Below are 21,594 nucleotides of genomic sequence, written 5' to 3'. Positions count from 1 at the left end.
ACGCCTCTCTACGAGCTAGCCAGGCCGGAGGTTCGATCTTCAGGCTCGGCGCGACGCTGGATCACCGTGGAGCCTGCGATAAAAGCCGCCGGGACCGTGAACGGCGAAGCCCTGGGCCTGGTCCGAACGGGCGAGCGGCCAGGCGCCCGACAACGTCTTGCCGGCCTCGACCGTGTAGTAGCGCGGACCGGTATCGTCGCCGTCGCGATAGACCGTGAACACCGCGCCGGCCCGGCCGCGATTGAGGAAGTTAAGGGTCAGCTTGTCGTCGGCCCAATTTTCCAGCACCTCCAGGTCGTAGGGCAGGGCGCGCGCGGGGCGGATGCCGGGTTCCTGGCGCGGCATCGTCGGCGGCTGGGCGTAGCCGGGCTTGGGCAGGCGGCAGGACGCGTCGCTGCGCGTCCTGTAGTCGCTGGTGCCGGGCAATTGCCGCAACCAGCTCGTGTCGCGCCGCTCGGCCTCGGAGATGTCGAAGTCGAAAGCGGAGGTCAGGTCGCCGCACACCGCGCGCCGCCATGGCCCGATGTTGGGTTCCGCCACGCCGAACCGACGCTCCAGGAATTGCAGCACCGAGGTGTGGTCGAAGACCTGCGAATTGACCCAGCCGCCGCGGGTCCAGGGCGAGACGATCAGCATCGGCACCCGGAAACCCAGGCCGACCGGCTGGCCGTGATAGTCCTCGCCGCGCAGGTCGACGGTGCTGGCCCCGAGGTCCGGCCGGATCGCCGGGATCGGCGGGGGCACGTGGTCGAAGAAGCCGTCGTTCTCGTCGTAGTTCAGGATGAAGACGGTCTTCTTCCAGACCTCCGGATGGGCGCCCAGGGCGGCGATCAGCCGGGCGGTCAGGGTCTCGCCATAGGCCGGCGGCGCGTCGGGGTGCTCGCACAGCTTGAACGGGGCGACGATCCACGAGATGGCGGGCAGGGCGTCGGCAGCGACGTCGGCGGCGAAGGCGTCGACCAGGTGCTGGCCCGTCGTCTCCGGGACGTTCTCCTTGGTCGAGCCCGCCACCCAGGCCCGGGCGCGCCTGTGGGCCACAGAGCCGCGGTCGAGGTTGCGGTACATCGGGAAATAGGCCAGCGGGTTGTCGCTGTAGTTGTCGTACTCTTGGTAGACCTTCCAGCTGACGCCGGCCGCCTCCAGGCGCGCGGCGTAGGGCGTCCAGCCGTAGCCCGCGAAGGCCGGATCGTCCTTGGCCATGTCGGCGCAGCCGTTATCGTCCGAGCCCTCGTTGGAGACGGCCGAGACCGTGACCTGGCCGACGCTGAGGCCGTTGGTGCCCGAGAACAGGAACAGGCGGTTGGGGCCGGTCGGCCCGTGCACCGAGGCGTGATAGGCGTCGCAGATCGTGAAGGCGTCGGCCAGGGCGTAGTAGTAGGGGATGTCCTCGCGGGTGAGATGGCCCATGCTCATCGGGCCCTTTTCGGGCATCCAGACGTCGTAGTTCTTCCAGCGGTCGTGGCTGCCCTTCCAGCTGTGGTCGAGGCCTGACAGGCATTGGGCGGCGGTCGCGCCCGTGTTCAGCCGGAACGGCATGACCGTCTCGCCGCCGTCCTTGTCCAGCTGCTTCTGCATCCACACCGGATCGCCGTTCGGCTTGAGCACGGGATGCGGGTCGTCGAAGCCGCGCACGCCGCGCAGGGTTCCGAAATAGTGGTCGAACGAGCGGTTCTCCTGCATCAGGATGACCACGTGCTCGACGTCGCGGATCGAACCCCGCCCGGGCGCGGTCGCCCGGGCGGGGCCGCCGGCCACGGCTGCGCCCAGGGCCACACCCGAAGCGGTCTTCATGAAGCGGCGTCGGGTGAAGGGCATGGAACGCTCCGGTTGGGCCGCTTCGCTAGGGGGAGCACGAAGCGGCCGGGCGAGGGAAGGATCAGAAGCTATAGGCCGCTGATATGAAGGCGTTACGACCCGACGAAACCAGTTGCGGGATTGTCCCGCTGTCGCGGCCGACCGTCCGGTAGTAGCCGTAGTCGTTGAGCAGGTTCGAGGCAGACAGGGTCAGTTTCAGTCCGCTCTGGAACTGGTAGGCGACGCTGGCGTCCAGGGTGCGGGTGGTGCGCTGCCACTCGTTGAGGTCGGCGCCGCCGTAGTCGCCGAAGCGATAGCTGACCAGGGTCGGCCCGCCGTAGCGGTAGGACAGGGTCGCGGTCACCCCGTCGCGATCATAGAACAGCGAGGCGTTGTAGAGCAGGTCTGGCGAGCCCTGCATCCGCATGCCGCTGTCGGTGTCCGGATCCCTCAGGTCGACCTTCGAGCGCTGCAGGGTCAGGTTGCCGCTGACGCCCAGGCCGGCCAGCCGGCCCGGCAGTTCCGTGAACTGGCGCCGGCCGGACATCTCCAGGCCGTAGACCTGCGCGTCGCCGCCGTTCTCCGGGCGGCTGATCGAGGAAATCCCCGTCTGCGCCACGGCCTGGGCGCGGTAGGTGTTGCCGCGGTCGTAGAGGTAGTTTGACATGTCCTTCAGGAACAGGCCGACCATGAACTGGGTCCCCGTGGCGCCGGCGTGCTCGTAGGAGACGTCGTAATTGATCGCCGAGATCGCCTTCAGGTTCGGGTTGCCCTCGGTGATGTCGATCGAGCCGTCGGGGTTGAGCGTGGTGCGCCGGCCGCCGGCCAGCTGGAAGAAGGCCGGCCGCACATAGCTGCGCCAGATCGAGGCCCGCACCACTGTGTCGGCGTTGGGACGGTAGTTGGCGTGCACGCTCGGCAGCACGAAATCGTACTGCGTCTGGTTGGCGGCGAAGGCCGAGGCGCCGGCGCTGTCGTCCGGATTGGTGACCTGGTTCCAGAACGTGTCATGGATATCGGTGTGCTCGTAGCGCAGGCCGGGCTGCACCTCGACGGCGCCGAGCTTGAGATTGGCCAGCACGTAGACGGACGAGACCTTTTCCGTGCCCGACATGGTGTTCTTGTTGAAGTCGTCGGCCAATAGGATCTGGTCCTTGGACAGCCCGGCCATCAGGTCGGTCAGGGCCGCGCCGTCGCCGATCGGCAGGGCGTACGGGTAGACGCCCTTGATGGTCTGGCCCAGCGTCCTGTCGATCAATGGACTGTCGGCCAGGGTCGAGCCTGCCGGATAGGGATTGAGGCCGCTGTAGTCGCGTGAACTGGTCTCCCGGCGGCTCTCGACATATTTCGCGCCGAACGCCAGGTCGCGCAGCACGTCGCCATCGACGTCGTAGTGGAAATCGACCTTGCCGCCGGTCTTGCGCTGCTCGCTGTGGGAGCTGGTGAACTCGCCGCTGTCCTCGCCGACCAGGAATAGGCGGCTGTCGTTCAGTCGCGCCAGTTGGGCGGGCGTCAGCTGCGGAATGGGATAGCGATCGCGATAGGCCACAGTGAACGGACCGTTGAGGTCGTTGTCGGCGTCGGTCTGGTAGGTGATCTCGGCGTGATCGGGGGCCGAGTTCTCACCCCAGCTGTAGAAGGCGTTGTAGTCCACGGTCAGCCGGCCGAACTTCGACTGGCCACCCAGCTGGAACGAGTCCAGCTCCGAGACCTCGGGCGAGGTCTCGAACCAGTAGTGGTACTCGCCGTCGTCCTCGGCGTTCTGGTACAGGCCGTCGGGGCGCTGGACGCCGGCCGAATAGCCGTCGGCCTGGATGCTCTTCTGATAGACCTCCTGGTCGATGTTCGAGCGAGCGAAGCTGCCGCGGGCGTACAGCGTCGTGCGTTCGCCCTCCCAGTCCAGCGAGGCGATCGCCCCGTAGCGTTTCTGCTGGCCGCGCGTGAATTGGGCGTTGAGGCTGGTCAGCAGCAGGTTGTCGCTCTTGTCCATGCCGACGGGGTTGCTGCCCTGCTCGCCGTCGGAGATGGCGTGCTCCCACTGGCCGGCCTGGTAGTCCTGCATGGTCGAGGCGAAGTTGCGCTGGCCGTAATAGGCGGTGGCGTAGATCCCGAACCGGTTGTCGGGGCCGAACCGACGCGCCAGTTCCGCCTGGGCCAGGCCCGAGCCGCCCTTGAGGCCGTAGCGCAGCGGCAGCTGCGCCAGGCCGGCCTGGACGTAAATCCGCGTCATCGGTTCCTGGAAGTCCAGGCCGGTGGGGGTGCGAAAGTCGATCGTGCCGCCGATGGCGTCGCCGTCCATGTCGGCGGTCGAGGTCTTGGACACCACGATCCGGTCCAGGCCGACTGGCGGCAGCAGGCTCAGCTCGATCTGCCGGCTGTAGGGCATGCCCTGAGCGGCGTTGACGCCGTTGAGCAGGTTGACGTTGTAGGCCCCGTTCAGGCCGCGCAGGCTGACGAAGGCCCCTTCGCCGCGACCGGCGGCGTCGACGCCGTGGTGGTTGCCCTGCGAGGGCGAGCCCATGTTGTCGGTGGGGGAGACCGAGACGCCGGGCAGGCGCGCCAGGGCGTCGACCACGTTCTGGTCGGGGTTGCGCTGGATCTGGTCGGCCGACAGCACATTGGTCGCGCCGACCGCCTCGACCTGCTGCGCGGCGCTGGCGTTGCGCTTGCCGTTGACGACCACCGCCGAGACGTCGCCGCCGTCGTCCAGATCCGCCGCGTGCGCAACGGGCGCGAGGGTCGCCAGCACCAGGGCTCCGACGGCGCTTCCGGCCAACCACAGGCCCCGGCGACGCGCCAGGTGATCGACCCCTCGGTCGTCGAAGCCGTTGATGATCGATCGGGTCATGGTGTCACCAGGTCAGGCGCGGCCCCCCAGCGGGTCCGTCTGTCGGCGCATTCCTTTAGGAGGTGGACGCGTCAGTTCTGCGACATTGTTGACCGAAAAGTGCACAAATCAGAACAAATCCACATTTACGGCCCTGATGTTGTCAATATCGTTGCGAATTCACGTTTCCCTTGACGCAGAGCGCCCGGATCGGTCATTTCACGGTCAGTTCTTAGGGGGCGGCCATGACAAAGCGACGGCTTCGGCAACAGGCGATCATCGCCCGCGTCCAGGCGGCTGGCGCCTATGCGGTCCGCGACCTTGCCCAGGAACTTCAGGTCTCCGAGGAGACCATTCGCCGCGAACTCAAGGTACTGGAGGCCAGCGGCGCGATCTCCAAGGCCCATGGCGCGGTTAGTCTGCCGTTGGGCGCCGTGGAGGGGCCTTTCGAGCTGCGGCTGCGAGAAAACGCCGAAACCAAGCAGCGCATCGCGCGGGCCGTCGCCGGCCTGGTTCCGGAGGGCGGCATCGTCCACATCGACAGCGGCACGACCAGCTACTACGTCGCCAAGGCCCTGCGTCAGCACAAGTCCCTGACCGTGATCACCAACTCCGTGGCGGTCAGCGCCGAGCTTGGCGGGCGAAACGACAACAGGGTTTTCCTGTCGGGCGGCGAACTCGACTACCAGTACAAGGCCTTCTTCGACCATCGCAGCTGCGAGTACCTGGCCCAGTTCACCCCCACCCTGGCGGTGCTGTCGGTGGGGGCGATCAGCCGCGACCAGGGCTTGATGGACTTCCATTCGGGCGAGGCGGCGGTCAACAGGATCGTCTACGGCAAGGCGCGGACGGTAATCCTGGCCGCCGACGCCACCAAGTTCGACCGCTACGGCCTGATCCGCACGGCGCAACTGACCGATGTCGACGTCTTGGTGACGGATCTGCCCCTAGCGCCCGACTACGTGGAAGCGTTCGCCCACGCGCGGATCGTGATCGCCTGACCGGAGTGAGGGCGCGATGGATCTCAAGGATATGGACGGATCCGCAACTCGCTAGACGGAGTCGATCGTTCCGAGGCGGTTACGGCCGTAATCGCTATTTCGGGAGCCCCTCGTATCCGGCTGTGCGGCCTGGCAAACGTCGCCGCGCCGCCGGCGCCGCCCTTCTCGAGGGCGACGCCGACGGGCGCCACGGGATCAGAACTTGAAGCGAACGCCGGCGCGGTACATCCGACCGACGATGTCGTAGAGGGCGGGGTTGGCGTAGTTTGGCGATTTGGCCGGTTCACGGTCGAACAGGTTGTCGACCTTGAAGTAGGCGGTCACGTCCTGGCGGACGTTATAGGTTCCGCCGATGTCCATGTAGAAGGCGCCGGCCATGAAGTTCTTGTCGATCGTCGGAGCATTGGCCGTCGAGACAGGGCAGGCGCCGGGAGCGCAGACGACATACTGGTTGCCGAAGGTGCCGTCGCTGAACCAACGCTCCTGCAGAGTCAGGCTGAAGCGGTCGTTCTCGTAGCTCTGGATCGCCAGCCACTTCCAGTCCGGGGTATTGCCCTGGTTCACGCCCGCCGAGTCCACGGGGACCGTGCCGGGCAGCCCCGTGTCCGTGAGGAATTCGCGGATGTGGGTGGCCAGGGCTCGCAGGGTGAAGTTGCCGTCCAGGCCCAGCGGCCGCTGCCAGCGATAGCTGGCCTCGATGTCGAAGCCGCTGGTCTTCCACGAAGCCAGGTTGAACGACTGGACATTGATGTAGTTGGGGCCGTTGGGGTTGTTGAGATTATAGGTCCCGCAGGTCTCGGGCAGGATGTTGCGGAAGCAATAATCGACGATCTGGTCAGCGCCCAAGCTGGAAACGACGTCGTCGATCTTGATCTTGTAATAGTCGAACGAGGCGCTGAAGCCGGGCAGCCACGGCGGATTGGCCAGAACGACCCCCAACTGGGTGTTGCGGGCGATTTCGGGAGTCAGGTTGGGATTGCCGACGGCGTTCTGGATCGCCACCACGCTCCTGTTGTTGGCGGGATCGAAGAAGTTAGGCAGGGTGGTGGTGACGGGCGCCGCGAACAGTTCCGACAGGTTGGGCGCGCGCACGTCGCGCGAGGTTACGCCCCGCAGGCGCAAGCCCTCGATGGGCGTGTCCCAGGTGCCGCCGGTCTTCCAGGTCCAGACCGTGCCCGATGTGCTGTAGTCGGTCACCCGCGCCGCGGCGTTGAAGTTGGCGCGGCCGGCGGTGTCGTTGTCGAACAGCGGCAGGTCGACTTCCAGATAGGCTTCCTTGACGTTGTAAGCGCCGTTGCCGTTCTTGTAGTTGCCCGCGTGCCAGTTGTTGCCGAGCGTCGACATCAGCGGGTCAGCCGGATAGGCGCCGCTGTTGGGGCTGCGATCGGCGACACCGGCGCCGTACGGGTCGGCGCGGACGGTGTAGAATTCCCGGCGATATTCGGCGCCGAAGGCCACCGACAGCGGACCGGCCCACAGGTCGATCGGCGCGCCCGAGAAGTTCAGGCTGGCGACGTCCTGGGTCATGCGCAGACGCTGGAACGGACCGGCCTCCGGCTGGACATAGGCCAGGGCCGCGGCCGAGGGCGGCTTGCCGCCGAAGATATTGAGCGGCTGGCAGCCGCTGGCGCGCGCCACCGGATTGGCGCAGACGATCGCGCCGTTCAACGTGGTGGCCTGGATCGCCTGGTTGAAGCGTGGCGTCAGCAGGATGTGATCAACGTCGATGGCCGTCTTGTTGACGCTATGCTCGTAGTAGGCGTCGTAGGTCCAGTCCTTGTTGAAAAGCCCGAACTTGCCCTTCAGGCCACCAACCACGCGATACTGACGGCGGTCGGTGTGAACCTTGGTGTTGGGCAGCACGGCGTTGCTGGTGCCGTACTGGAAGCTGGTGATCCCCGCCGTCGCGCAAGCGGCTTGAACCGAGGCCGGCACGTAGGGGTTGGAGCATTGCAGCGTCAGGCCGGTCTTGTTCATGCCGTTGACGGGCTGGTTGCTGGTCTCGACCTGACCCAGATTGAACGAGAGGTAAGCCTCGTTGTTGTCGGCGAAGTCGTAACCCACGCGTCCATAGGCGACCTTGCGCTCGATCTTGGACTGCAGCGTGCGGCCGCTGTCGACGTTGCCCGACAGGTCGCCGCCTACGCAGGCGCCCGGGAAGCAGCCGATGACGGCGCCGTTGGCGGCTTTGGAAGGCACGCCGCCCGAGCCATACTGGAACTGGAAGGGTTGGCCGTTCTGGTCGAAGGCGATGCCTTGCAGGGGGCCGGCGGAGATCAGGCCGTACTTGGTATAGGCGTATGGCTGGACGTAGTCGCGCACCACATATTGCGGCGAGCCGTCGTTGGTGACGTTGCGGTTGATCATCGTCGTCTGGGTGAACCAGTCGCGATCACCCGCCAGATCCACGCCGAAGTCGCCCGGTCCGACGCCGTTTTCCTTGGCCCACTCCACGCTGCCGACCACGCGCAGGCGGTCACCGGCGAAGCTGCGGCCGCCTGCCAGTTGCACCAAGCCTTGTTCGTTGTCGTTGTACTTCGAGATGCCGGCCTGAACGTTGCCCTTCAAACCGGTGAACTTGGTATCGGTGATGAAGTTGACGACACCGCCCACCGCGTCGGACCCATAGGAGGCCGAGGCGCCGCCGTTCACCACGTCGACGCGCTGGATCAGCAGTTGCGGAAACAAGCTGACGTCCGTGACGCCGGTGTAATAGGCCCCCACCACGCGCTGGCCGTCCAGCAGGGTCAGGGTGCGGATCGTGCCCAGGCCCCGCAGCGAGAACGAGCTGAGGCCCTGCTGGCCGCTGGAGGTGCTGAAGGTGTTCGTGGTCGAGCCGCTCGAACCCTGCAGCGACGGCAGCTGGACGATGGTGGCGAAGACGTTGGGCTGGGCGTTGTTCTGGATCTGGGACTCGCCGATCACCGATGTGGGCGTCGGCGCGCTGAAGCCGGTGGTCTGGATGCGTGTGCCCGTGACGACGATCTCGCTGACCGTGGCGGTCTCCGGCGTCGCCGCCGGTGCGGGAACCACGGTCTGCGCCAGAGCCGGCGCGGCGATCAGGCTGGCGAGCAGGGCGGCCGCGCCGACCGAACTGAAAGCCTCGCGCCTCATTTGCCGGACTAAACGGTCGCCGGCGACCGACGTGGTCGCCAGGTTCTTCCTCGAAACGTCGACGCTATCGGCGCGCAGACTCGAAGGCTCAGTGCCCTTTGAAAACATTTCCATCCCTCCCTAGAGCGCCGTTGATCGGCGCGATTTGACGCTTTCCCACGGGACTGGCCCGCCAGATGGTAGCGTTATCGTAAAATTTGGTAAGTCCGCCGTTCCTTGGAGTCAATACTCCGACATAATAAGGTTGAAACTACCGACAACCGCGCTGCGATAGTGTCGAAACCACCTCATTCCAGCCAAATGTCGCGAAAAACCCACCAGGTACGTCGTTGCTACGGGGGCTCGTTCGGCCATGGTAGCGTTATCTGTCCGCGAGGCTCGCCTGGTCATGGGGCGCGGGGAGTGGGCAGGGCGAATTTTTCCGCGAATCGACGGCCGCTATCGGCTTTTTGGCCGTCAATCTCGGGTGGCGGCGCTCTTGGGCGAGGAGCGCCTTCAGGCGTGAGAGGTCAGCCGGCCGGCGGTGTGGCTTGTCCAGATTTGGCGCATCGAAGACGGGGTAGGGGCCGCCTTCCGTCTAGAGGCGCGCGGTCGACAGACGCGTGATGATCTGGTGATCGAGCACCCGGTCGCGTTCGCTGGCCGGTTCGACGCCGGAGATCTGAGCCGCCAGCAGGCCTAGCGCTTCGGCCGCGAGCTTGCGAACCGGCTGGTGGACCGTCGTCAGCGGCGGCCAAAGCGTGACCGCCGCCGAGGTGTCGTCGAAGCCGACCACGGTCAGTTCGCCCGGCACGTCGAGATGCCGTCTATGGGCGACCGACACTACGGCGGCGGCCATGTCGTCGTTGCTGGCGAAGATCGCCGTCGGGGGCGGGGTGGCGTCGAGCAGTTGCTCGGCGGCGGCCAGTCCCGAAGTGAAGCTGAAATCGCCCTGGGCGATCGCCGTCATGACGCCATCAGCTTGGCGCACGGCCGCGTAGAATCCCGCCAGGCGTTCGGCGCTGGCCGCCTGGTCGGGATTGCCCAGGATGAAACCCAGGCGGCGATGGCCAAGATCGATCAGCTGGCGCGTCAGCTCATAGGCGGCGCGACGGTCGTCGATGCGCACGCAGATCGCGCCCTCGACGTCGTAGGCCCCCACCGCGGCCATCGGCAGCCGCGCCTTGCGAAGGACCTGGAGTACGGCTGGGGACTCGCCGAGCGGGGGCGCCAGGATGACACCGGAAACGCCGGACGCGATCAGGCTTTCCAGCGCCTGGGGCTCCGGCGGTCGTCCGCCCTGGCCGCCCTTGACCAGGATCAGGTGAGCCCCGCGTATAGAAGCTTCCTCGTACACGCCCGTCAGGAAATCGCTCATGAAGGCCGCGCTGGGGTTGGAGTAGATCACGCCGATCCTGAGTTCGGCGGAGGTCACCAGACTGCGCGCGGCGACATTGGGCGTATAGCCCAGCGCTTGGATGGCGACGGCCACCGCCGCGCGCGCGTCCGATCCGACGCCCGGGCGGCCGTTGATCACGCGTGAGACGGTCATCGGCGACACGCCCGCCTCGGCCGCGACGTCGACAATGGTCGGGCGACCGCTCCCTGCGTTTCTGGCCAATCCGTCGCCCCGTCACCGTCGCGTCAAAACGCCACCTGGCCCATTGCGCAATCCGGCGCAACCGCGATAGCCCCCGATCTATAATCGGAGCCCGCCCTGCGTCCAGGGGGCATTGTTTGCGTTAACAGCATCTCCACGTTGACTTGGATGTCGAGATTGGGGCGCGAGGTCGCTCTTCGCGTCCCAATCGCGGCGTCGCCAAGGACGAGCTTCTCGTGCACAGCGCCAGTCCAGCAAGCTTGAAATGGGGTTCGGCCGATGCGTCGCCACCTCGGGCCAGCGAGGTCGCCTGTCGGTCGGAAGCTCAGCTTCAGGCGAGGTAATTTATATCGATTAAAGCGCGATATTGGTTGGACAAATCGAAATATCCGAGTCAATGTTAACGCAACCATCGCCGTAGGGTGGCATAAATCAGAAAATCTGTCGTACAGATTTTCTGAAATGCTTCCTGTCGCTGGGTTTTAAGATCGCCCCGTCTCCTTCCCCCTTGGGCGCTCTCGCCCGGGCCCGGATCGGCTTCATCGTCGTTTCCGGCCCGGGCGCCTCCTTTTCGCAAATCGCACCGAAGCCGCCGCGAGACTATCGCTCAGGCGATGGAAGGCCGTTTTCGGCGAAGGTCGTCGCTTGCGTGGCGCGAACGGCGAGACGAGGATCGCTTGAGGAAGGGGCGGTCGTCGCGCCCGGCGCCGCGACGCGGACCTCAAGCCGCGCCAGCCAGAAGCCGCCGCGCCGGTCCGCATCGAGCCGCCTCATAACGTCAGGCTTTGGGCTTCAACATGCCGTGCATGCCGATCCAGCGGACGTAGGCGTCGAACCAGCCGGTGCTCGTGGTGGTCTTCTGGTACATGCCAAACCCGTGGCCGCCCTGTTCATAGAGGTGGAACTCGACCGGCCGCTTGGCCGCGCGCCAGCTGTCGATCAGTCCCACGCCGCCATGAGCGAAGAACGGATCGTCGGCGGCGAGCGCGACGAACATCGGCGGCGCTTCGGTCGGGACGGTGACAGGTGAGAGCGGACCGTAGATCAGGCCGATGAAGGCGGGTTTGGCGTCGTCTCCGGCCAGGGTGGTGGCCAGGGTCAGCATGGCGCCGGCGGAGAAGCCGATCATGCCGACGCGGTCGGGATCGATCCTCCATTCGGCCGCCCGTTGGCGGACCAGCGCGAAGGCGGCGCGCGAGTCGGCGATCTGCGGAGCCAGTCCGGCCATGGCCGCCTGTGGATCGGGCCGCGGGGGCCGCGCGGTGGCCGAGAACATCTCGGTCATCGACCGCTCGAAGCCCGGCATGTCCGGCGGCGTCGGGTTCAGCCTGTACTTCAGCACGAAGGCGGCCACGCCCTTGTCGGCGAGAGCGCGGGCGACATCCCAGCCCTCGTTCTCCATCGATAGGGTGCGGAACCCGCCACCGGGAGCGACGATGACCGCCGCCCCAGTCGCCTTGGCTGGATCGGGCAGGAAGGGCGTCAGCGTCGCGACCGTGACGTTGCGGGCGAAGAGGCTCTTGTACTGGCGATGCCAGGATTCCGGCGACGTCGCGCCGGGCAGCGCGCCGGTGCCGAGCTCGATGGCGTTCGGTTGGGCGGGGATCGGCGTGGGGACCATCTTGTCGTCCTGCGCCTGGGCCCCGGTCGCCAGGGCCAGGGCGAGGCCAACCGCCGCCAGGCCCGCGCGAAGGGATCCGCCGCGACCGTGAGATTTCTCGAAGCCGTTGGATTTCATGACATTCCTCCTGTGCTGTTCAGTCCCGCGCTCACCAAGGTGTCGCGAGTTCATGGTCGTCGCTGCGTCGAAGACGATCGCGTCCCGGGCGCTGACGGCCGGGGCGCGATCGTCCATCGGGTTACTTCGCCACCGCCACGGCCGTATCGACCGCGAACTCCGCCGAGCGGCTCGCCGCGCCGGTGTCGGGCTGACCCGAACCGACGCTGACGCGATACCGCCCCACGCTGACGCGGCGCTCGCCGTCGAGATCGACGGAACTGAGGTCGCGGGGTGAAAGCGCGAAGCTGACCTCCCGAGTCTCGCCGGGTTTCAGAGCCACCCGCTGGAAGCCGCGCAGGGCCAGGCGAGGCGCGCCGGGCGTCTGGGGAAAGTTCAGATAAAGCTGGGCGACCTCTTCGCCGGGGCGGGCGCCGGCGTTCCGGATCGTCGTGGTCACGCGCACGCCTTGGCCGGCGCCCTTCGCCGCGGGCTCGACCTTGAGCGGCCCGTAGTCGAAACGGGTGTAGCTGAGGCCGTAGCCGAACGGATAGACCGGCGCGCCCGCGAAATAGCGATAGGTCCGGCCCGCCATGGCGTAGTCGTCGAACGAGGGCAGATCGTTGGTCGAGCGATAGAAGGTCAGCGGCAGGCGCCCCGCCGGATTGGTCTTGCCGGTCAGGACGTTGGCGATCGCCAAGCCGCCGGATTGGCCGGGGTACCAGGCCTCCAGCAGGGCCGAGGCGTTGTCCTTGGCCCAGGAGAAGTTCAGCGGGCTGCCGTTCATGGCCACCACGATCAGCGGCTTGCCCAGGGCCTTGGCCTGTTCGAGCAGGGCCTTCTGGTCGGCGGGAAGATCGAGCGTGGTCTTGTCGCCGCCCTTGAAGCCGGGGATTTCGACCGGGGACTCCTCGGCCTCCAGGTCGGAGGTCAGGCCCACGACCGCCACCAGCACGTCGGCCTTGGCCGCGGCGGCCTTGAGTTCGGCGATCGGATCGTCGGCGATGCGTTTCCAGACCAGGCTGACGCCGGACAAGGCGTGCGACTCCGACGTGACCTCGATCGGATAGCGATGGCCCTTTTCCAGGCGCAGGGTCTTCAGGGTCGGCAGGCTGGCCCAGCCGGCCTTGCGAAGATCGGCGAACGGTTTGCCGTCGACCTTCAGCTCACCATTGAAGCCCGCCAGGCCCAGGCGATAGGTCCCGCTCTCGGGCGGAACCAGGAAACCCGTCCACACCACCCGGTGGTGGTCGGAGACGCTGGCTAGGTCCAGGCTGCGGGCCGCGACGTCGGTTTCGACCCGCGTGACCACCGGCTTTTCGGCATAGGTCATCTTGGCGACGGCCGCGCCAAACGTGCCCGGGGCGAACCGGGCGGGCGGGGGCTCGGCGGTGTTGAAATAGCGCGCCAGCAGGCCCGCCTTGCCGTCAGGCGTGCGCAGGGCCTCGGTCGGCACACGATCGCCATCGGTGAACGAGGCGCCGAACGGCGCATAGGAGACCTGGGCCGAGGGCAGGGCCCGCCGCAAGCCGTCGACCACCGAGATCGGCGGCGCCGACAGGGCCGAGGAATAGTTGCCGCGCAGCACCCGGGTGGCGTCGCCCAGCGGACCGATCACCGCGATGCGCAGACCCGGCTTGAGCGGCAGCACCCCGTCGTTCTTCAGGAGCACCAGGCTCTTCTCGCTGGCGGCCAGGGCCAGCGCCTCGTGTTCCGGGGTCATCACCGCGCTGGGGGCCGCGCGTCCGTCGACCCCGCCCTTGGCCGACAAGTCGCCATTGCGGAACCTGGCCGAGAACAGGCGCACCAGGGCCGTGTCGATCTCGGCGGTGGTGATCAGGCCGCGATCCAACGCCTCGCGGTAGCGGCCCGCCAGGCCGTCGGTGTCGGTCAGGGTCGCGCCGTTGCACTCGTTGTCGACGCCGGCCCGCAGCGCGGCGGCCACGGCGCTGGCCGCGTCGGGGGCGTATTTGTGATGATCGCTGATGTCCTTGACCGCGTCGCAGTCGGACACGACGTAGCCGTCGAACTTCCACGCGCCGCGCAGATGTTCCTTCAGCAGGAGATCGCTGGCGCAGGCCGGCTGACCGTCGATGCGGTTGTAGGCGCACATGATCGAGCCGGCCCGGCCTTCGACGACGGCGGCTCGGAAGGCCGGCAGGTAGGTGTCCTCCAGGTCGTGGCGCGAGACGAAGACATTGGCCCCGTGGCGGGTGGATTCGGGGCCGCTGTGCACCGCGAAATGCTTGGGGGTGGCGATGATGCGCGGATGGTCCGGATCGTCACCTTGCATCCCCTGCACGAAGGCCACGCCCATCCGCGCCGTCAGGAACGGGTCTTCGCCGTAGGTCTCCTGGCCACGACCCCAGCGGGGGTCGCGGAAGATGTTGATGTTGGGCGACCAGGTGTTCAGGCCCGTCCCGATGCGCCCCATGCGGCCGGTGGCGCGCGCCAGGGCGTGCAGGTCCCGCATCTCGACGCCGATCGCGCCGGCGACATCGTGAACGAGCGCGGGATCGAAGGTCGCCGCCAGACCGATGGGCTCGGGAAAGTTGGTGGTGGGCAGGGCGCCCAGGGCGCCATGCAGCGACTCCGTCCACCAATTATAGGCCGGGACCCCGAGCCGCGGGATCGCTGGCGCGGTGTTGAGCAGTTGTTCCAGCTTCTCGTCGAGCGTCATCTTGCCCACCAGCGCTGCGGCCAGGCGATCGGCCTCGGCGCGTTCGGTCGAGGCCGGCGGCGAGGCGGGCGTGGCATGGACGGGCGGCGCGAGAGCCAACAGCGCCGCGCAAAGCGCCGTCGCCAAGCCGCATCGTCGCCAATTGGAGCTGAACATGTGAGCTACCTCGCAGATTGATCTGTTTTTCGGGGGAGGGCGGGAGGCAACGAGACCGAGCCGGCTCGTCCTTGGACGGACGAGCGGCGCATCTTCATACCGGCTGCAGGCCGTGTTCGACGATCTTGCGGATCAGGTCGCGGTGGCGCGGCAGGCTGGCGCGCAGCCGTTCGGTCTGGGCCGCGGCCTCACGCAGGGCCCGCTCGGCGATCGTCCGCTCGTCGGCCAGGGATTCCGGCTCGATCTCCGTGCGAAAGCCCATGCCGTAGAGGACGTACTGGTAGCTGGCCGCCGGAAAGACCTCGTCGGCCCGGTCGAACTCGTCGTATTGCCAGGGCGGCTGGTGACGCCACAGCAGGAGCAGGTCGGCCAGCCGGTCGGGGATGGTCTCCCGCGCCCGGTTGTCGCGCCAGAAGGCGGTGTCCGAGCGCTGGCTGAGCACGTAGTGCAGTTTCAGGAAGTCGATGATGCGGCCCCAGCGATAATGCGTGGTGGCGTTGAAGCGCGCCGCGACGATGTCCATCACCTCGCGGCAGGCGGGCATCTGCTCGGCGATCAGCTTGGCCGACAGCTCGATCAGCACGATGGCCGAAGCCTCCAGCGGCTCAAGGAAGCCCGCCGCCAGGCCCACGGCCACGCAGTTGCGCTTCCAGAAGGTCTCGCGATGGCCCGAGCGGATCGCGATCTTCCGGGCTGGAAGGTCGCGGCCGGCGGGGCCGATATAGGCCCGCAACTCGCGCTCGGCGTCCTCGTCGCTGATGTGGCGGCTGGAATAGACGTGACCCGTGCCGCGGCGGGTCGGCAGGCCGATGTCCCAGATCCATCCGGCCGACTGGGCCGTGGAGATCGTATGGCTGGAGATCGGGCTGGTTTCGGTCTCGTAGGGAACCTGGATGGCCAGGGCCGTGTCGCAGAACAGCACGTCGCCGCAGTCGCGGAACGGCACGCCGAGCGCGTCGCCCAGCAGCAGGGCGCGGAAGCCGGTGCAGTCGACGAACAGGTCGCCTTGGATCTCGCCGGTCTGTTCGGTGACGACGCCGCGGATGTCGCCGTCCTCGGTCATGGCGACGCTCTTCACGTCGGCCAGCACATGGCGCACGCCGAGCTTGCCGCAGCAATGACGCTGCAGGAACGGCGCGAACTTGCCCGCGTCGAGATGGTAGGCGTAGTTGGCCGCGCCCTGGTAGGGCGCGGCGGTGATGGTCTTGGGCCCTAGGCCTTCGTCGCACAGCCGCCCTTGGGGCGTGACCGCGTCGCAGAAGCTTTGCCCGGTGGCGCCGGCAAGCCAATGGGGCGCGAGGTTCACCTGCGAAAAGCCCTGGGGCAGCATCAGCGGGTGATAGTAGGCGTCGTCGGCCGCGCCGGTGGTCCAGCGCGCGAATTTCGCGCCCTGCTTGAACGCCGCGTCGCATTCGCGGAAGAAATCGGTCTCCGACACCCCGATCTTGGCCAGGCTGGTCCGCAGCGTCGGCCAGGTACCTTCCCCCACGCCGATGATCGGCGTGTTGGGAGACTCCACCAGGGTGACGGTAAAGCCGGTCGCTTGTCGGGCCTTGTGCTTGGCGGCGATCAGGCCGGCGGTGAGCCAGCCGGCGGTTCCGCCGCCAACGATGACGATGTTCTTGACGGGGCGAACCATGGGACGAAACTTTTTAAGAAGGCGGCCGGGAAGGTCGACGAGCGACCCTCCCGGCCAAGTGCGGGAAGGACCCTAGAAGCGGAACCGCGCCCCGGCCGTGTAGCGCCGGCCATAGGCGAACACGTCGAGCAGCTGGTTGTCGAACCGCCCGTGGGTGCTCTGAACCTCATTGGTCAGGTTTAGAGCCTCGAAGAACAGATTGATCTGCTTGGTCAGCGCATAGCTGGTGCTGAAATCGATCTGTAGGCTCGGGTTCTCGAAGGTCGGCTCCGAACCGAAGGCGCCAGTGTTCTGGTTCTGGCCAAAGGCGCGCAGATACTCCTTGCGATAGTTGACCGCGAACCGCGCTTCGAAGCCATTCTTGTCGTAGAAGGCCACGAGGTTGGCGGAGTCGGCCAGGCCCGTGATCGCGAAGCCGCTCTGAGAGATGTCGGTGCGGTCATAGGGCTTGTTGGTGTCGACCAGGGTGACGTTGCCGTTGAACCCAAAACCGCTGTCGCCGAACACGTGCTGCCAGGCCAGTTCGACGCCGCGCACGGTCGCTTCGGGCCCGTTCACCTGCTGGGTGACGCTGAACAGCGCCGGCTGGCCGGTGGAGGGATCGATCACGCCGTTGATCGTCTGCCGCTGGGTGCCGCCGACGATGAAGTTGCTGACGTCCTTGATGAAGAAGTTGACCGACGCGTAGGAGTTGGGCTGGTAGTACCACTCCACCGCCGCATCGAAGTTGTCGGCCAGGTAGGGCTTGAGCGCCGGGCTGCCGCCGCTGGCCGTCAAGGCGCCGACCCGCTGGCCGGTTCCGACGCTGAGTACGGGCGTCAGCAGGTTGAGGCCCGGACGGGTCAGGGTCCGCGAGGCGTCCAGACGCAGGTGGATGCTATCGGTCAGTTCCAGCTTCATGTCGATGCTGGGCAACAGGTAGGAGTAGTTGCTCTTGGTCGAGACGGCCTGGGGATCGCTCAGGGTCACCGTCAGCAGAGTCGGATCGCCCGTGCTGGGCGTGATCGCCGTGGGCAGCTGACCAAAGCCGTTGGCGGTGACGTGGGTGTTTTCCTCACGCACGCCGGCGTTGAAGTGGAACGGCATGCCGGCCACGTCGACGTCGAAATTGGCCCTCACGAACAGCGCCCAGGTCTTTTCGGTGATGTCGCGGATGCTGCCGTTGTCGAGCGCCAGGTCGAACGCGCCGGTGAACTGGGTTCCGACCGTCCCGCCGCCATAGTTGAAGCCAGGAATGTTCTTGGTCTGGGGATTGCCCAGGCTGGTCAGGTACTGCTGGTAGGCGTGGGCGTCGAATTTCAGCAGGTACGGCGGCAGGGCGCCGTCGAAACCGGGGATGAAGTTCTTGGTGCTGACCTTGCCGGTGAACAGGCTGGCCGGGATCATGACGCCGCCATTGGCGCCCGAGGCAGGGCCATAGCCGGGATAGGCCTGCCAGTAGTTGTTGACGAAGGTGTTGCTCTGCTGGATCTGGTAGTGGTCTTCCATGTAGCTGCCGCCGGCCTTGATGCGGAAGCCTTCCTGTTCCCACGCGCCCGCGAACCGCAGTTGCTTGACGACGTCGGTGTTTTCCTGGGCCTGGCGCACGGTGACGTGTGAACCGATGACCGAGGTGTCGGCCCAGCGCGTGGCGTCGCCATTGGGGCCGTAGCTATGGAGCACCGGCAGGGTGTTCTTGCTGTCGCCGCCGATGCTGATGCCCAGGGACGGGCCGATGCCAAAGCCATAGCCCACGTCGGCGTTGTCGCTGCTGACGCCGCCGTCGGGGTTGAGCCAGCTCTTGGCGTAGCTGGCGTCGGCCTCGAATTTCAGGTTCTCCGACACGTCCCATTTGAGGTTCAGGCCGGTCTGGTTGGTCTGCAGGACGTTGTGATCGGTCCCGGCCGTGAAGTCGGTCTGCGAGCCGGCCTGGGTGAAGTCGACCGTGGTTCCATTCTGGTCAAGCTTGACGTTTCGCAAGTTGTCCTGATTGAACCAGATCCCGTAGCCGAAGTTGTCGGCGCGGACGTTCTGGCGCGAATAGTTGTCGTCCAGGGTGACCGTCACGCCTTCGGTCGGGCTCCATTGCAGGGCGATGCGACCGTCGATCCGTTCGTCCTTGGTGTAGACCTGGGTGGCGCCGGCCTGTTGCTCGAACCAGCCTAGGACGGTCTTGTCGGCCGTCAGTTGGGCGCCCGTACAGGAAGCCGTCAGCTGGCACGGCCGGTAGTATCCGCCCGGCCAGCCGCTGACAAAGACGCGGTTGGTCTGGGTGTCGTGGCGCGTGTACATCGCGTCGACCAGCACCCCGAACTTGTCATCGGCGAAGGTGTCGCTGAACAGCGCGCCGACGGTCGGCACCACCTTGCCGGCGTCGTCCTGCACCGAACCGGAGGCGGTGAACGCCATGCGGCGGCCAGGACGGTCGAACGGCTTGGGAAACTGGACATTGACCGTCGCGCCGATCGAGCTGCTCGACAGCGTGACGTCGGGCGTCTTGAGCACCGACAGGCCGCCCACGAAGTCGGCGCCGACCGTGCTGAAGTCCACCGAGCGGCCGCCCGTGGCGGTCGAGATCCGACGACCGTCATAGAGGGTTTCGTTGAAGTCGCCGCTGAAGCCGCGAACGGTGATGCCCTGCGGCTCGCCGCGGGGCCCGGCGCGCTGGATCGAGACGCCCGGCAGGCGTTGCAGCGAGGCGGCGACGTTGGAATCGGGGAACTTGCCGATATCCTCGGCGGAAATGGCGTCGACAACGCCCTCCGCGTTGCGCTTGATGTCGAGGTTGCGTTGCAGCGAGCCACGCAGGCCCGTGACGACGACCTCTTCGACGACGCTTGCATCGTTCGATTGAGCCGGAGCCGACTGTTCGGCGGCCGGCGCGGCGACCGCGGCGGCGGTGACCATGGCCGCCTCGGTTCCGTTCTCGGCCGCGCTGGCCGTGCCGGCCGTACTCGCCAGCGTCAGCGCCAGAAGGCTCGAGGCCCCGACCAGAACGGCCTTTGAGCCGCGCCAGCGGTCGCCTTTATTACTCTGATAATAATACCTGGACATTTTCATCTCCCCCTCCGGGTTCCATGGGATTGCCGATGGTCCGACACGAACGGTCGGTTCACGCGCGATCGCCGTAACGTCGCGAGTTCAAAGGACAAAGAGGGGTGTGTTCTCGCCGTGGCGATCTAGGCCCATCACGTTCCTCCCTGCGCATTTTTATTCTTATGGGCCGACGCTAGCGCCAAAAGGTACCGGTATCAATATCTATTTGTCGGTGTAAATATGCAGCCGTTGGACGGCGAGCTCGAAGGCCGCTATCGATCGGGATGAAGGCGGGCGATGCGATCCGCTGGCGACGCATGGGAGGGAAGCGATGGCGACGGACCTGGAACTATTGAACGCACAGCATCATGCGGGCTTGCGTCTGGGCGATCCGCCGGCCGGCGGTCCGCACTTCGTCCAGGTTGTGGCGAGCGAGTTCGTGGCCGCCGCCGCCGTCTGTCCGATCTTCCTGACCAAGAACGCCGAGACGGGAAGCTTCTATGCCGGGGCGATGTTCGGTTTCGAGCCGGGCGAAAATCTGCTGCGTTACGAGGGAGCGGGCCGGCCGTTGTTCACGCCGCTGGATCTTGAGCGCATCGGCTTTTTCATTACGTCGGAGAGAGCTGTCGCCATCGATCCGGCCCATGGCCGATTCGCCGACCCTCACGGCGCGCCGCTCTTCGAATCCGACGGCCAGCCGAGCCCGGCCCTGCGACGGATCCAGCACGTCCTGGCCCAGCTCGGCGCCGGCGTTCCCGAGACCGACGTCTTCATCCAGACGCTTGTCGCGGCGCGGTTGGTGGAGCCGGTCGACATCGACCTGTCGTTCGATGATGGCCAGACCCTGAGCCTGGCCGGCCTTTACACCGTCAGCCTCGACGCGCTCGGCGAGTTGGAGGATGCGGCCGTTCTCGACCTCTTCCGGCGGGGTTATCTGCAGCTGATTTACGCCATGAACGGTTCGCTGAAGCAGGTGTCCAGCCTGGCGAAGCTTCGAAACGACAAGATCACGGGATGAACGACCAGGCCTTGCCGAACCTGCGCAGGATCGACCCCGCCACGATCAGCGAGGCCGGACCGGCCGGGTTCGCCCAGGCGGTGACGGCCGATTGCCAGCCGGTTCTGTTGCCGGGCCTCTGTCGCCATTGGCCCGTGGTCGAGGCGAGCGGGCGTGGCTGGGCGGCGTTGTCGGCCTATCTCGCGCGGTTCGATGCGGGCCGGAGCGGACAGGCGTTCATCGGAGCGCCGTCGATCGCGGGCCGCTACGACTATGGCGACGGCCCGGACGGCTTCAACTTCGAGCGCGCTTCCCTGACCCTGGCCCAGGCGCTCGAGCGGATCGGGGAGGCCGCCGCTGACCCCAGCCTGGCGAGCGTCTATATGGGCTCGGTACCGGCCGACGACTGCGCGCCGGGATTCGCCGCCGACAATCCGATGGACGTCCTGCCGTCGCTGGCCACGCCGCGCCTGTGGCTGGGCAACGCCAGCCGCGTGGCCTGCCACTATGACAGCTTCGACAACCTGGCCTGCGTCGTGGCTGGACGCCGGCGCTTCACGCTCTATCCGCCCGACGCGATCGGCGATCTCTATGTCGGGCCGATCGACCACACCCTGGCTGGCCAGCCGATCAGCCTGGCCGCCGGGGCCGCGCTGGGCGACGAGCGCTATCCGCGGTTCGCCGCCGCCGCGCCGCGCGCGATCGTCATCGAGCTCAAGCCCGGCGACGGTCTCTACATTCCCAAGCTCTGGTGGCACCAGGTGGAGGCGCTCGAACCGACCAACCTGCTGGTCAATTACTGGTGGGACGCCTTCGCCGCCGGGCCCGACGCGCCCTATCTCACCATGATGCTGGCGATGATCGCGATCGCCGAGCGGCCCATGGCCGAGCGACGCGCCTGGCGCGCGTTCTTCGACCACTATGTCTTTCGTCCGCAAGGCCATCCGCTGGCCCACCTGCCGGCCGAGCGCCACGGCCTGCTGGGGCCGCTGGCGGCCGGCAACTACGGTCGCATCCGGGCGCTGGTCATGAAGATGCTGCGGGGCGGCTAGAGGCGCCGGCCGCGGGGGCGACC

At 66.8% G+C, this 21,594-nt stretch carries 11 protein-coding genes; 3 read left to right on the top strand and 8 right to left on the bottom strand.

The window, feature by feature from the left end; translation table 11 throughout:
- Positions 1-39: 39 nt before the first annotated feature.
- Positions 40-1,815 carry a phosphocholine-specific phospholipase C gene (locus tag J2X41_RS02940; RefSeq protein ID WP_310079515.1) on the bottom strand — a complete coding sequence of 592 codons (1,776 nt, stop codon included), beginning with the start codon at positions 1,813-1,815 and terminating at the stop codon, positions 40-42.
- 61 nt (positions 1,816-1,876) lie between these two features.
- Positions 1,877-4,642, bottom strand: a complete 2,766-nt coding sequence (locus J2X41_RS02935; protein WP_310079513.1) for a TonB-dependent receptor — start codon at positions 4,640-4,642, stop codon at positions 1,877-1,879.
- Between the two features lie 224 nt (positions 4,643-4,866).
- Here J2X41_RS02935 and J2X41_RS02930 point away from each other — a divergent pair, with 224 nt between their 5' ends.
- Positions 4,867-5,622 carry a DeoR/GlpR family DNA-binding transcription regulator gene (locus J2X41_RS02930; protein WP_310079511.1) on the top strand — a complete coding sequence of 252 codons (756 nt, stop codon included), beginning with the start codon at positions 4,867-4,869 and terminating at the stop codon, positions 5,620-5,622.
- Positions 5,623-5,817: 195 nt separating this feature from the next.
- Here the strand turns inward: J2X41_RS02930 and J2X41_RS02925 are convergent, their stop codons facing one another.
- The 6 genes from J2X41_RS02925 to J2X41_RS02900 form a co-directional block, all read right to left on the bottom strand.
- Positions 5,818-8,736, bottom strand: coding sequence for a TonB-dependent receptor domain-containing protein (locus tag J2X41_RS02925; protein ID WP_310079509.1), 2,919 nt, complete (start codon positions 8,734-8,736; stop codon positions 5,818-5,820).
- Between the two features lie 577 nt (positions 8,737-9,313).
- Positions 9,314-10,303, bottom strand: a complete 990-nt coding sequence (locus J2X41_RS02920; RefSeq protein WP_310079846.1) for a LacI family DNA-binding transcriptional regulator — start codon at positions 10,301-10,303, stop codon at positions 9,314-9,316.
- 790 nt (positions 10,304-11,093) lie between these two features.
- Positions 11,094-12,053: an alpha/beta hydrolase gene (locus tag J2X41_RS02915; protein WP_310079507.1), complete on the bottom strand. Its 960-nt coding sequence runs from the start codon at positions 12,051-12,053 to the stop codon at positions 11,094-11,096.
- A 121-nt stretch (positions 12,054-12,174) separates the two neighbouring features.
- Positions 12,175-14,868 (bottom strand): glycoside hydrolase family 3 C-terminal domain-containing protein, encoded by a 2,694-nt coding sequence (locus J2X41_RS02910; protein ID WP_310079505.1) that lies wholly within the window; start codon positions 14,866-14,868, stop codon positions 12,175-12,177.
- A gap of 94 nt (positions 14,869-14,962) precedes the next feature.
- Positions 14,963-16,507: a tryptophan 7-halogenase gene (locus J2X41_RS02905; protein WP_310079503.1), complete on the bottom strand. Its 1,545-nt coding sequence runs from the start codon at positions 16,505-16,507 to the stop codon at positions 14,963-14,965.
- A 72-nt stretch (positions 16,508-16,579) separates the two neighbouring features.
- Positions 16,580-19,540 carry a TonB-dependent receptor gene (locus tag J2X41_RS02900; protein WP_310079500.1) on the bottom strand — a complete coding sequence of 987 codons (2,961 nt, stop codon included), beginning with the start codon at positions 19,538-19,540 and terminating at the stop codon, positions 16,580-16,582.
- A 313-nt stretch (positions 19,541-19,853) separates the two neighbouring features.
- On the opposite strand from J2X41_RS02900, the gene J2X41_RS02895 reads away from it, so the two are divergent.
- A complete protein-coding gene (locus tag J2X41_RS02895; RefSeq protein ID WP_310079498.1) occupies positions 19,854-20,540 on the top strand; it encodes a SapC family protein in 687 nt (228 codons plus the stop codon).
- Complete coding sequence (locus J2X41_RS02890) at positions 20,537-21,571, top strand: cupin-like domain-containing protein (protein ID WP_310079496.1); 1,035 nt, start codon at positions 20,537-20,539, stop codon at positions 21,569-21,571. Before J2X41_RS02895 ends, J2X41_RS02890 begins: the two co-directional genes overlap by 4 nt.
- Positions 21,572-21,594 lie beyond the last annotated feature (23 nt).

This window comes from Caulobacter sp. BE254 (assembly GCF_031457295.1).
Taxonomy (GTDB): Bacteria; Pseudomonadota; Alphaproteobacteria; order Caulobacterales; family Caulobacteraceae; genus Caulobacter.
The sequence above is the reverse complement of the archived record's forward strand: the minus strand, read 5'-3'. Positions and strand labels throughout refer to the sequence as shown.